Origin of the sequence: Bacillus sp. B15-48, assembly GCF_016879755.1 — a bacterium.
GTDB lineage: Bacteria > Bacillota > Bacilli > Bacillales > Cytobacillaceae > Mesobacillus_B.
In genome coordinates this window covers 555,411-568,816 of the sequence record NZ_WOFU01000002.1, presented here as the reverse complement: position 1 = coordinate 568,816, position 13,406 = coordinate 555,411, and the positions used below count along the sequence as shown (strand labels likewise).

Genomic DNA, 13,406 nt, shown 5'->3' with positions numbered 1-13,406 from the left:
AAGTCAAAAATTGACAAAGTAAAAGTCCATCACATCGTTCATAATAATAAATGCTCCACTATGAAAGCGAGGGATGATTAAGATGGCAGACGAAAAACTGAACCAGGATCAAACCGAATATTACGAGGAAGACCAAGATATATTGCAAAACGGGATGAATGGTGAAGGTGATGATGCATATCCTATCGGTACGAGCATCCCATTAGAAAGTAATATGGACTACGCCCAAAGATCTGGAATTATTACACCTGAAAGAGCTCCCGGTGCTGATGAAGAAACAGCAGCAGAAATTGCGGTACCAATCGAAAATGGACGTGCATCCCAGGTTGAATATGATACACCAGAAATGGAGGGGGCTGGTGGCGGTGTTTGGGCCTTTTCTGGACTCGCCGTATCCATTCTTTCCTTGTTTGTGTTACCGATCATATTAGGGATTACTGGTGTGGTCCTTGGCTTTGTAGCCCGAAATCGCAGAGGAGCAAATGGCGTGGCTAATTGGGCAATTGGTATCGGTGCTCTTTCCATCATCATTGGAATGTTTGTTTTGCCATTTTATTGATTGAAGTAAATAAAAAAGACCCGGTTAAGCCGGGTCTTTAATTTTTAGTCATCGCAGCAATCTTTTCTGCTGCAATTTTATCGATTTCTTTCTTTAGCTCTTCAACTAATTGGTCTTCAGGAACTTTACGCACGGTTTTCCCATGCCTAAACAGCAACCCTTCTCCTCTAGCTCCAGCTATTCCAATATCCGCCTCTTTTGCTTCTCCAGGGCCATTAACGGCACAACCGAGGACAGCGACTTTAATGGGGGCCTTTATATTTTGGATATATTCTTCCACTTCATTGGCAATTGAAATCAAATCAATTTCAATTCGGCCGCATGTTGGACAGGAAATTAATGTAGCTGCATTGGCAGCAAGGCCAAAGGATTTTAATAATTCTCTTGCAACTTTTACTTCTTCAACTGGATCAGCACTCAATGAAATACGCACGGTGTTACCGATTCCTTTGCTCAAAATGGCTCCAAGCCCGGCAGCACTTTTTACTGTTCCAGCAAAAAGCGTTCCCGATTCGGTGATGCCTAAATGAAGAGGATAATCAAATGATTGAGCAGCTTTTGTATAGGCTTCAATCGCCAGATTCACGTCTGAAGCCTTCATTGAAACAATAATATCATGAAAGTCAAGGTCTTCAAGGATTTTAATATGGTGCAGGGCGCTTTCGACCATCCCATCAGCGGTTGGATAGCCGTACTTATCTAATATGCGTTTTTCAAGCGACCCAGCGTTAACTCCAATGCGAATGGGGATATTCCGCTCTTTTGCAGCTTTAACTACAGCCTCAACTTTTTCGCGTTTTCCTATATTTCCAGGGTTAATTCTAATTTTATCCGCTCCACCTTCAATTGCTTTTAAGGCTAACTTGTAGTCAAAATGAATGTCGACGACGAGCGGAATGTTGATGCGTTTTTTTATTTCCGAGATGGCATTTGCAGCTCGCTCATCTGGACAAGCAACTCGAACAATTTGACAACCTGCTTCTTCAAGACGCTTAATTTCAGCTACAGTTGCGTCTACATCATGTGTCTTCGTTGTCGTCATGCTCTGGATGACGACTTCATTATTGCCGCCTATTGTTAAATTTCCTACCCTTACGGGGCGAGTTTTTGTACGATGTATAATTTCACTCAACAGTGATTCTCTCCTTTTAAAAAAAGAAATATATGCTTTTTCAGTAATGCACCTATTTATTCTATCAGGGACGAGTGAATGTTGACAAGAAAAGTCATTCCTTCTCTTTCTTAACATTCACTAATCCGTGTCTCGATAATCGGGGAACTTATAAGATCTTCCATACTTAATCTCCTCTGGATTGAGTCCCTCATTTAATTTTTTAAAGTCGGCCACAGCTTCAGAGATTGGGACGGGAATAGGTTCATTCAATTCGTTTTCTAGTATGGATAGAACAGTGTCTCCAGGGAAAATTTCCTGTTCGAAGTAAGGAATAGATTGAATTTCCTTTTGAGTTTTTGTGTTTGATTCCATTTCATTCATACCTGCTGTAGGAAGACTTCCGTAATTAAAATCGTTATAAATGGAATATAATACGAGAATGATAAATAGAACTCCTGCCAGTTTTTTCATATGGACAATCCTCCATCAAAAGGGTTTGTCCCATGTATATGCAAAAAAGGCCGAAATAGAACGTAAATTTATTGTTCTATTTCCATTTTTCATTAATCGGATATAGGTTGTTCAGAACTAGGAACTTCTTGAATGGCCAGAAGCAGCACTGTGAGACACACAAACCAATTGATTAGAGAACTAAAAGGAACTTGTGTTTGAAACACGGCCATAATTGTGAAAAAAATCGTTGGAATTGTTACGCTATAGGCGGTCATCCGCCAGAGTTCTCGATAGTTTAGTTGTTTTTTAGTGATATTCTTAAGCAATAGACCAAGCAACGCCAATATGGTAATTTGGATAAATTGGATTGCACTGCTAAAAAGATAATAGGCAATAGAAAAGACTGTTAAAAAGATTGTAATGATTGTGTTGGAACTTTCAATAACGATTTCAATATCCTCTTTTGTAATCGAGTTTATTGCAATCATTGAATATGGAAACGAATGTTTTTCTCCTCCTGCACTTAACACAATTTCATGTCTTAAAAGTGCAAGAGTATTATCAGTATTTAAAACATTATCGCTATCCATTGAGCCTGTTGAATCAAAAATAATTGAGAAATTTCCTTTGTTAACGGTAATCGGCTTCGTTTCAGGGGAATGGAGTTCGCCATTTTCAATGGTGAAATTCGGGAGATCTTTCTTTATTGTTTCTTTAAAGACACCGACTGCCCCAGTAATTGCTGTATTTGAATAATAAATAGCTGGAAGGATTGAAAGGAAAGTTAAGAAAAAAACATATAATATCGTTTTTCCAATCCCTTGTGATCGAAAGGAAGCAATATCTTTTGGCGAATATAAGCTCTTGTAAAATTGTTTGAAAATATTCATGCGAAACCACCTCTTTTAATAATCTAAATAACGCGTATAATTGTATCTTGATATGCTATCAATCACAAGTTATCCAAATCTCTTTGTAATATTTCTGTAATATTTGCCATGAATATTAATGTATTGTAAATTTATCGTCAAAATTATTTACAAATACAAAACAATTTTACATAATTGTAGAGGTTTGTTGAATACAGTCGAAAAAAATGTAGGGGTTGAAACAATGGAATTGAATGTACAAGCAATGCTGTTTGAATTTTTTGGCGGCCTTGGTATTTTTCTATTTGGGATAAAATATTTGGGAGACGGTTTGCAAAAGACTGCAGGTGACAGGCTACGGGATATTCTAGATCGTTTTACAACAAATCCTTTAATGGGAGTTTTGGCCGGGTTATTTGTTACAGTATTGCTGCAAACAAGTACAGGGACAACAGTTCTCACAATAGGTTTAGTAAGTGCAGGATTTATGACGCTGCGCCAAGCTATTGGTGTCATTATGGGTGCCAATATTGGTACAACTGTCACAGCATTTATCATTGGGATTAATATTGGTGAATATGCTCTACCGATTCTTGCTTTTGGAACGCTCCTTCTATTTTTCTTTAAAAATAAAAAACTCCATAATTTTGGTCAAATATTCTTCGGGTTTGGCGCTTTATTTTATGGATTAGGGTTGATGGGCGACGGAATGAAGCCCTTGCGCCATGTTGAGGCGTTTCATGAATTAACCGTACAAATGAGCACAAATCCGATTCTCGGTGTGATCGTTGGCACGGTGTTTACAGTTCTCGTACAAAGTTCAAGTGCAACGATTGGGATTCTTCAAGGATTGTTTGCAGAGGGGCTTGTGGATTTGCAAAGTGCATTGCCAATCTTATTTGGAGATAATATTGGAACAACAATAACCGCAATCCTTGCATCCATTGGTTCTTCAGTAGCTGCTCGCCGTGCAGCCGCGACCCATGTGATTTTTAATCTAGTCGGAACGGTGATTTTTGTCATTTTATTAAAACCATTTACAAGTATCATCGCAATGCTTCAGGAAGCATTAACCTTGAATCCAGAGATGACGATTGCGTTTGCGCATGGAATATTTAATACAACAAATACAATCATTCAGTTTCCTTTTATTGCTGCGTTAGCTTTAATTGTAACTAAATTAATTCCTGGACAAGATTCAATCATTGAATACAAGGCTAGACATCTTGACCCTATCTTTATTGAACAATCTCCTTCGATTGCACTTGGACAGGCAAAAGAAGAAGTGTTGCGTATGGGTAAGTTTGCTGTACAAGGTCTTAAAGAAACGGATCAGTTTTTGAAAACGAAAAATAATAAGCATTCGGCAGCAGCACTACAAGTAGAAGACGCAATTAATAATCTTGATCGAAAGATTACCGATTATCTTGTACTGCTTTCTGCAAGCTCTCTTTCTAAGGTGGAATCAGAAGAACACGGGAATTTGTTGGACACTGTCCGTGACATTGAACGTATCGGGGACCACTTTGAAAATATAATTGAACTTGTTGAGTACCAGCAAGCGAATAAAGTAAAAATGACAGGTACAGCAATGGATGATTTAGATAAAATGTTTTCGCTAACGATTTCAACTGTTAACAACGCATTGCAAGCATTAGATCAAAATGATCGTACGATCGCTGAGAAAGTTGTTAAAAAAGAAGAGGAAATCGACGGTATGGAAAGAACTTTACGTAAAAAGCACATCATGCGAATTAATGAAGGGAACTGTACTGGTCAAGCTGGGATTGTTTTTGTAGATATCGTCAGCAATCTGGAACGAATTGGCGATCATGCTGTTAATATTGCCGACTACGTTTTAGGCGAAGATCATTAATAAATAAGAATAGCAAGGTGTTGCCTTGTTATTCTTATTTATCCTAAGTATAAAAAATTAGATTTTAACTAAAAAATCATGCCGGAATTGGGCATGATTTTTTTAATGTTTTTAATTAAGGCCGCATATTTCAACTGCACAGTTTTGACAATCTACTTCTCGTTTTAAATATGGTAAATTTTTTACAGTAAATTTAAGTTGGTCATAAGTGATGATTTCTTGTTCCCGAAGTTCCTTTAACATTCTTTGGATGACTTCTCTCGTTCCATAAGTTAGATTAGCGAGTTCTTGATGAGTTAAGGGGAGGTCAATTAAGATTCCTTCTTCTGTTTTTATTCCGTACGTATGACAAAGCCTGATGAGTATGGAATAAAGACCCCCTTTTTTTCCATTCATAATTAAATCCTGGCATTTCATTTGCGCTTTTAAATACCGTGTGCTAAGCCAATAGATTAAAGAATTCATCGCTGTTTTATCATTAAGGACAAATTCCTCGAATATCTCTCTTTTAATCATAATCACTTCACTATCTGTTAACGATTTTGCAGTAAAATGATATTTTGGTTTGTGATTAAACAGTTCGTAATCAATAATCATTTCATCTCCATTAAGAAGTTTCATGATGAATTCTTTTCCCTTCATATGCACTCGTCCAACTGAGATTGTTCCACTGAGTACAACAAAAACATTTTCGACCTGTTCATCTTCTTGAAAAAGAATGGTACCGGCTTTTATTTTTTGGATTGGTTCTTTATCAATAAAATTCTGGAGAATCAGACTGTATAATGATATATTTTTATCCATGAAGATCACTCCTTTTAACCCTCTACACCTTGATTTAATAGAATTATTGTTACTATGTCAATAGGATATTGGGATAATATGGAAGCCTCAACCGTCAAGATGCGACATAAATCACTGTCAGGAAAGGGTTTTAATAATTTTGACGAATTTCCGAAAAATCTTCCAATCATCATTCTCCGAATAGTTTTTTTAAAAAAGGGAAAACTAAATTCGTTTGCTAAAGCGTATTATTTGAAATTGGTTGCTGTTGAATGGTAATCTATTTCTAGAGGCTTTAGAATCGTTCCAATTTCTTAAATTTTAAGATATTGGAATCGTTTAAAAAGTTTCATTAAAGATACATAGGAGGATGTTAACCATGGCTTTTGAATTACCACAATTACCTTATGCATACGATGCACTTGAACCACATGTCGACAAAGAAACAATGAACATTCACCACACAAAGCACCATAATACGTATGTAACAAATTTAAATAATGCATTAGCTGGCAATGAAGAACTTCTGTCTAAGTCAGTTGAAGAAGTTATTTCTAACCTTGATGCTGTTCCAGAAGCAGCTCGTACAGCTGTCCGCAACAATGGAGGTGGACATGCTAATCATTCATTATTTTGGCAAATCCTTTCTCCTAACGGTGGCGGTGAACCAACTGGGGAATTAGCTGATGCGATCAATAAAAAGTTTGGCAGCTTCGAGGCTTTAAAAGAGGAATTTGCAAAGGCAGCTACAACACGTTTCGGTTCTGGCTGGGCTTGGCTGGCAGTAAATAATGGCGAATTAGAAGTAACAAGCACTCCTAATCAAGACTCACCATTAATGGAAGGGAAAACACCAATTCTCGGTCTTGACGTATGGGAACATGCTTATTATTTGAAATATCAAAACAGAAGACCTGATTATATCGGAGCTTTCTGGAATGTAGTAAATTGGGATGAAGTAAATAACCGTTATAACGCTTCAAAATAAACTAGTAAGAATGCAAAAGGCAGGCACTTCTAAAGTGCCTGCCTTTTGCGTTTTTTTAGAAAATAAAATCTCTAATCTGCTTTGACTATAGATGAATAAGTAAGTGGGGATTGTTAGAAACTACCGAGAAGAAAAGGGGAGTTTCTAATGATGAGATTACAAAAACTGATTGGAGATGTGGAACTGACAAAAGATTTAACACTATTATTAGTGATTGGAGGCCTTTACTCCTTGAGTGTGGCTTTGTCAAACACATTTGTAAACATTTATTTATGGAAACAATCTGGAGAATTTACAGATCTCGGACTTTATAATCTAGCCACTGTCATTATGCAATTGTTTACTTTTATTTTGGCAGGCAGATGGGCAAAAAAAGTTGACCGGGTCATTGTTTTAAGGATTGGCGTTATATTTTTAGCCGCATTTTATTTAGCCGTTCTGTTTGTGGGAACGAGAGCTTCCGAATTTTTACTTCTTCTTGGTGGTTTATTAGGGATTGGCTATGGGTTTTATTGGTTAGCATTTAATGTGCTTACCTTTGAAATTACTGAACCAGACACACGGGATTTTTTCAATGGATTTTTAGGGATTCTCTCTTCAGTTGGAGGGATGATTGGACCGTTTGCAGCAGGATTAATCATTTCAAAACTAGAAAAGTTTACAGGTTATTCAATTATATTTGGCTTATCATTATTGCTATTTTCAGTTGCGGTGTTTTTAAGTTTCTTTTTAAAGCGTCGACCAGCTGAAGGGAAGTTTTGGCCGATGCGAATCTGGACTGAAAGAAAACACAGTTATAATTGGAAAATGGTTACAAATGCACATGTTTTACAAGGGTTTAGGGAAGGTACGTTTGCGTTTATTGTTTCTGTATTTGTTTTCATTACGACTAATAGTGAAATGGCCTTGGGGACATTTGGTTTAATTAATTCAGGAATTTCTTTTCTAGCGTATTTCTTTGTGTCACGGATGCTTAAAAAAGAGTGGCGAAAAAAAGCGATTCTAATTGGGGGCATTGTTCTATACCTTTCAATCTTTTTAATTATATTTGAATTAACTTACACAAAATTATTGTTGTATGCTGCTATTATTGCTGTTGCCTACCCCCTATTGCTTGTTCCATATACATCATTAACCTATGATGTCATTGGTAGAGGTTGGAGGGCAGCAGAAATGCGGATTGAGTACATAGTGGTGAAAGAAATCTTTCTGAATGTTGGTAGGATCGTATCAATTTTGTTATTTTTAGTTGCGATTACCATGTTTAACCAAGAAAAAAGTATGCCGTTTTTGCTTCTTTTAATTGGGAGTGGTCATACACTCATTTACTTCTTTATACGGAAAATTAAATTTTCTTATGCATAAATGCTTATTTAAACTCTTGATATTTACCAATAGAAATATCCCTGCCTTTCCTATAAAATAAGAGGGTATGTAAATTTATCTAACCCTTAAGTAGGAAGGCGGGGGGAACTTGGGGAAAAAGAAAAAGAAAAAGAAACAAGTATCATTTCGATTGAATTTACTGTTTTTTTCAGTGTTTATTTTATTCTCGATGCTTGTTTTAAGACTTGGCGTCGTTCAGATTGTGTATGGGGAGGATTACAAACGGGAAATTGAGCGAACAGAAGATGTTACTGTCAATAGTCCTGTCCCAAGAGGTAAAATGTACGATAGGAACATGAAAACAATTGTTGATAATACAGCTAGTGCTGCGATTACTTATACGAGAAGTCAAGGAACTAGTACGCAACAAATGCTCAAAGTAGCCGAAAAACTAGCGAAATTAATTGATAAGAACACCGATGATGTAAGGGAACGGGATAAAAAGGATTACTGGATGATCCTGAATCCAGAACGCGCGGAGGAAAAAATTACTGAAGAAGAATGGGATTTGTATTACGAGAAAGAGTTGAGTGATCGTGAACTATATAATCTTCAGTTGGAACGAATATCAGAAACAGATTTGAATCAATTAACGGAGCAAGATTTAGAAATTCTCGCTATTTATCGGGAAATGAATAGCGGCTATGCGCTTACACCTCAAATCGTTAAAAAAGAAGTCTCTCCTAAAGAGTATGCCGCTGTTAGTGAAAATTTAGAACAGCTGCCTGGTGTGGATACAACGACGGATTGGGAACGTGATTATCCATTAGGTTCTACATTAAAGACTGTTTTAGGGAAAGTTACTGAATCAGATGAAGGACTTCCACGTGAAAGGTTAGATTATTTCCTTTCAAGAGGTTATAGTCGCAATGATCGTGTTGGAAAAAGTTATTTAGAGCTTCAATATGAAGATGTACTACATGGTCAGAAAGCTAGAGTAAAAAATATTACCGACAAAGCTGGGAATGTTTTGGATACGGTAGTTATTAGCGATGGTGAAAGAGGAAAAGACCTAGTCCTTGCGATTGATATGGATTTGCAAATGGCGGTTGAGAAGATTATAGAAGAGGAATTATTAAAAGCAAAACAACAGTCGGGAACTCGCCTGCTTGATCGTGCTTTTGTTGTTTTAATGGACCCTCATACAGGGGAAGTATTAACAATGGCTGGAAAGCAAATTGTTAGAGACGAACAAACTGGCAGAAATGTCATGCAGGATTTTGCACTTGGGAATATTACAACGTCATATACGGTAGGATCTTCTGTAAAAGGGGCAACCGTTTTAACAGGTTTAAGTACGGGAGCAATTACCCCCAATACTACGTTTCATGATACCCCGATTGTGATTAAAGGAACACCACCTAAAAGCTCATGGAGAGCTGGACTTGGTACGTTGGACTATAGAAATGCTTTAAAAGTATCTTCAAACGTTTATATGTATAGAACGGCTATAAATGTAGGAGGCGGTGTCTACCGTTACAACCAGCCGCTTTCTCTTAACACTGGAGCTTTTGATACATTTAGAAATTCATTTGCTCAGTATGGTCTGGGAGTGCGAACAGGAATTGACCTTTCAAACGAAATGGCCGGTTTTAAAGGAATGGACCAGCGACCGGGTTTATTGCTAGACTTTTCAATTGGGCAGTATGATACGTATACAACAATGCAGTTAGCTCAATATGTTTCGACCATCGCGAATGGTGGGAATCGAATTCAGCCGCGGATGGTAAAGGAAATCCGTGAACCAGTTATGGACAATACGGATGTTGGCGGTATAATTAAGCAATTTGAACCTGCCGTCCTTAACAAAATTGATGCCCAACCAGAATGGGTGGCTGGTGTTCAGGAAGGATTCCGCCGGGTAATGCAAGATCCAGGTGGGACCGCTTATCGCATGTTTGCGAGTGCATCATACAGACCAGCTGGGAAAACGGGTACAGCACAAGCTTATTATGATGGACCTGAACGAAGTAAGTTTAATAGCGCACCTGAAGTAATGAACTTAAGTCTTGTTGGTTATGCTCCTTATAATAATCCTGAAGTAGCAATATCCGTCATGGTTCCATGGGCATATGAAGGGCGAAGTGGTCATACAGCCAATAATGCGATTGGCCGCCGGGTACTGGATACGTATTTTGAGTTGAAAAAGACAAGACAAACACAACCAGAAGAATCGACACAAACAGAGATAGAAGCAGAAAGCAACTAAATAAGGATGTTGACGAAGATCAATGATTGAACTGTCTCAAATTGAGGCAGTTTTTTTTATTAGTGTTACCTTGCTTCGACAAATTTACACATATTTCACGTTAATTTACACAAGCTTTACAATCTGTTCATTCCACCTTAAAAAAAGGGGTGTATTCTTTTACTTGTAGGACAAAACAAAGAAAATTCTTAGGGGGAATTACAAAATGAAAAGCTTGAAAAAATTCAGCATACTAGCACTGTTATTAGCAGTTGCCTTATTTGCCGCGGCATGTGGGGGCGGACAATCAGCTACCGAAGAAGATGGAACTAATGAAGGTGGCGCAGATGAAGGAACGACGGAAGAAACGTCCGAATTAGAAGGAAGCGTAGTAATAGATGGTTCTGGTACAGTGTATCCGTTCATGGCTAAAATGGCAGAAAATTATATGGATCAACAAGACGGTGTTTCTGTTGAAGTAAGCCGCGCTGGTACATCTGCAGGGTTCCAAAAGTTTTTAGTTGAAAATGGGACAGATTACAACAACGCTTCTCGTGAAATTAAAGATGAAGAATTAGCTACTGCTGAAGATTTAGGGCTTGAAGTACAAGAATTAAAAGTTGCGTTAGATGGTTTGACATTCGTTATTAATAAAGAAAATGACTGGGCTACAGAATTAACTGAACAAGAACTCATTGACATTTTCTTAGGAACTGCTGGAAAAGAAAAATGGTCTGATGTTCGTCCAGAATTCCCAGATGAAGAAATTAAAACTTATGGTCCAAATGAAAACCACGGAACGTATGAATTTTTCTTCGAAAATATTCTTGATAAACAAGATTTAGTTGATAGTGTTAACCTTCAACAAGACTACTCAGTTCTAGTTGACCTAGTGTCAAAAGATAAAAATGGAATTGCATTCTTTGGTTATGGATATTACGCAAGCAATACAGATAAGTTAACAGCTGTAAAAGTTGACTTTGGAAACGGTCCAATTGAGCCTTCATTAGATACAATTGCCGAAGATGGTGACTATGCACCATTCACTCGTCCTGTGTTCACTTATTTGAATGTAGACAATGCGAAAACAAAACCACAAGTATTAGATTATGCGATTTATACAATGGAAAATGCGGCAACAGTTGCTTCTGAAACAGGTTTTGCACCACTTGCTGAAGATCAAATTAAAGCTTCAATTGATACATTAAATTCATTTAAATAATTATTAATTATTAGGAATCTTAGTCTATCTTAAAATAGATGAGAAGAAAATCTTCTCATCTATTGCCTTTTTAGATTGTAAATGCCCACCTTTGTTTATTAATAAGGGTGAAAGGAGTTAACGAGCTTGAATACTACGACGGGTCAAAGTAAATTGAATGTCCGTGATTTAATAGATGAAAAGAAAAAGACAAAAAGCATTAGGAATGTTTTTGAAAAACTAATTCCATCGATTCTGTTAGTAATCGCCTCTGTTTCCATTTTAACGACGATTGGAATTATCTTGACACTTATTACAGAAACGGTCCTCTTTTTTCAAGACGTTCCATTTCTTAGCTTTTTTACTGGTACGGAGTTAAAACCGTTAGGACAAAATGCTGTATTTGGAATATTACCATTATTAACCGGAACCGTTATTTCAACCATCATTGCTATGTTTGTGGCAATTCCAATCGGATTAATGACGGCGATTTATTTGAGTGAGTATGCGTCTGAAAAAGCACGAAGAGTATTGAAGCCGATTCTAGAAATACTTGCTGGTATTCCGACGATTGTGTATGGTTTCTTTGCCTTTACTTTTATGACCCCATTGTTAAGGTCATTTATTCCAGGTTTGGAACCGACGAACATTCTTAGTCCTGGGATTGTAATGGGAATCATGATTATACCAATGGTTGCTTCACTATCTGAGGATGCGATGAATTCAGTGCCAAATGCAATGCGTGAAGGAGCATTAGCTTTAGGGTCAACTAAACTTGAAGTTACAATTAAAGTCGTCATTCCTGCTGCCATTTCTGGCATCATTGCTTCATTTGTTCTAGGCATTTCGCGTGCAATCGGTGAAACGATGATTGTAACAATTGCAAGCGGAAGCTCGAAAAATTTCACATTTGATGTTACCCAATCGATGCAAACAATGACTGCTTATATTGTAGAAGTTTCTGGAGGGGAAGCGGCAGCAGGAACAACTTTATTCCATAGCCTTTATGCCGTCGCATTTACTTTGTTTGTGTTCACATTCATTATGAATATGGTTGCTCAATATATTTCTCGCAAATTTAGGGAGGAATATTAATTATGAAGCATATTGATAACAATTTAGTTCAGAAGAAAATGGGATCTAGGTTAATTCAGAATAATTTAGCGAAATTTTTATTTTTACTAGCAACACTTTTCGGTCTATTTGTTTTAGTTGTGCTTATTTATCGTGTTATTCGTGATGGTGCTGGTTGGATTGATTTTAATTTTCTTACAAACCGATTATCTACCGACCCAGAAAAGGCTGGGATTATGGGGGCGATCTTAGGAACGTTCTGGTTAATGGTTGTCGTAGCTCCGGTAACAATGATTTTAGGGATTGGTACAGCGATTTATTTAGAAGAGTATGCCAAAAAAGGTCGTATCCAATCAATGATTCAAACGAATATTGCAAACTTAGCAGGGGTCCCGTCCGTTGTATTTGGTCTTTTAGGGTTAACGATCTTTGTAAGAGGGATTGAGTTAGGTAACGTTGTATTAGCAGGGGGATTGACTATGGCCCTGCTAGTTTTACCGGTGGTTGTTGTTGCTGCCCAAGAGGCGGTTCGTGCAGTTCCACAATTTTTACGTGAAGCTTCCTATGGCATGGGTGCAACAAAATGGCAAACCATTAAAAATGTTGTATTACCAGCTGCTTTACCTGGGATATTAACGGGGACAATTTTAGCACTTTCCCGGGCGATTGGTGAAACAGCTCCGCTTATCGTCATTGGAATACCCGCATTATTAATTCCATTTCCTGAAGGGATTTTCGATAAGTTTACGATTCTCCCTGTACAGATATATTATTGGACGCTAGATTCTGCCTTAGTAGCAGAGTATACGAATTTAGCGGCTGCAACAATTGTGATTTTATTAATTGTTTTGTTCTTAATGAATTCAATTGCGATTTATATTCGCAACAAATTCCAAAAGAGGTTCTAGGATCGGG

The 13,406-nt window shown here is 37.4% G+C and carries 12 protein-coding genes; 8 read left to right on the top strand and 4 right to left on the bottom strand.

Features of this window, described 5'->3' with window-relative positions; translation table 11 throughout:
- Positions 1–82 precede the first annotated feature (82 nt).
- Positions 83–559, top strand: a complete 477-nt coding sequence (locus GNT69_RS08390; RefSeq protein ID WP_239094101.1) for a DUF308 domain-containing protein — start codon at positions 83–85, stop codon at positions 557–559.
- Between the two features lie 37 nt (positions 560–596).
- On the opposite strand, the gene ispG is transcribed toward GNT69_RS08390, so the two are convergent.
- From ispG to GNT69_RS08375, 3 genes are all read right to left on the bottom strand, one after another.
- A complete protein-coding gene (gene ispG, locus GNT69_RS08385) occupies positions 597–1,691 on the bottom strand; it encodes a flavodoxin-dependent (E)-4-hydroxy-3-methylbut-2-enyl-diphosphate synthase (protein ID WP_203554501.1) in 1,095 nt (364 codons plus the stop codon).
- A gap of 120 nt (positions 1,692–1,811) precedes the next feature.
- On the bottom strand, positions 1,812–2,144 hold the full coding sequence (locus GNT69_RS08380) for a hypothetical protein (protein WP_203554500.1): 333 nt from the start codon (positions 2,142–2,144) through the stop codon (positions 1,812–1,814).
- Between the two features lie 92 nt (positions 2,145–2,236).
- Complete coding sequence (locus GNT69_RS08375) at positions 2,237–3,016, bottom strand: DUF1189 domain-containing protein (protein WP_203554499.1); 780 nt, start codon at positions 3,014–3,016, stop codon at positions 2,237–2,239.
- Positions 3,017–3,239: 223 nt separating this feature from the next.
- Between GNT69_RS08375 and GNT69_RS08370 the strand changes: the two genes are divergently transcribed.
- The gene (locus tag GNT69_RS08370) at positions 3,240–4,871 is read left to right on the top strand and encodes a Na/Pi cotransporter family protein (protein WP_203554498.1); all 1,632 of its coding nucleotides are present in this window, start codon (positions 3,240–3,242) and stop codon (positions 4,869–4,871) included.
- 111 nt (positions 4,872–4,982) lie between these two features.
- Here the strand turns inward: GNT69_RS08370 and GNT69_RS08365 are convergent, their stop codons facing one another.
- Positions 4,983–5,675, bottom strand: coding sequence for a Crp/Fnr family transcriptional regulator (locus tag GNT69_RS08365; protein WP_203554497.1), 693 nt, complete (start codon positions 5,673–5,675; stop codon positions 4,983–4,985).
- A gap of 358 nt (positions 5,676–6,033) precedes the next feature.
- Here GNT69_RS08365 and GNT69_RS08360 point away from each other — a divergent pair, with 358 nt between their 5' ends.
- From GNT69_RS08360 to pstA, 6 genes are all read left to right on the top strand, one after another.
- Complete coding sequence (locus GNT69_RS08360) at positions 6,034–6,642, top strand: superoxide dismutase (protein ID WP_203554496.1); 609 nt, start codon at positions 6,034–6,036, stop codon at positions 6,640–6,642.
- A gap of 147 nt (positions 6,643–6,789) precedes the next feature.
- Positions 6,790–8,007, top strand: a complete 1,218-nt coding sequence (locus tag GNT69_RS08355) for an MFS transporter (protein ID WP_203554495.1) — start codon at positions 6,790–6,792, stop codon at positions 8,005–8,007.
- A gap of 109 nt (positions 8,008–8,116) precedes the next feature.
- Positions 8,117–10,237 carry a peptidoglycan D,D-transpeptidase FtsI family protein gene (locus tag GNT69_RS08350; RefSeq protein WP_203554494.1) on the top strand — a complete coding sequence of 707 codons (2,121 nt, stop codon included), beginning with the start codon at positions 8,117–8,119 and terminating at the stop codon, positions 10,235–10,237.
- A 205-nt stretch (positions 10,238–10,442) separates the two neighbouring features.
- Positions 10,443–11,438 (top strand): PstS family phosphate ABC transporter substrate-binding protein, encoded by a 996-nt coding sequence (locus tag GNT69_RS08345; RefSeq protein ID WP_203554493.1) that lies wholly within the window; start codon positions 10,443–10,445, stop codon positions 11,436–11,438.
- A 126-nt stretch (positions 11,439–11,564) separates the two neighbouring features.
- Entirely contained in the window at positions 11,565–12,512 is a 948-nt protein-coding gene (pstC, locus tag GNT69_RS08340; protein ID WP_203554492.1) for a phosphate ABC transporter permease subunit PstC, read from the top strand.
- 2 nt (positions 12,513–12,514) lie between these two features.
- Positions 12,515–13,399, top strand: coding sequence for a phosphate ABC transporter permease PstA (gene pstA, locus GNT69_RS08335; RefSeq protein ID WP_203554491.1), 885 nt, complete (start codon positions 12,515–12,517; stop codon positions 13,397–13,399).
- Positions 13,400–13,406 lie beyond the last annotated feature (7 nt).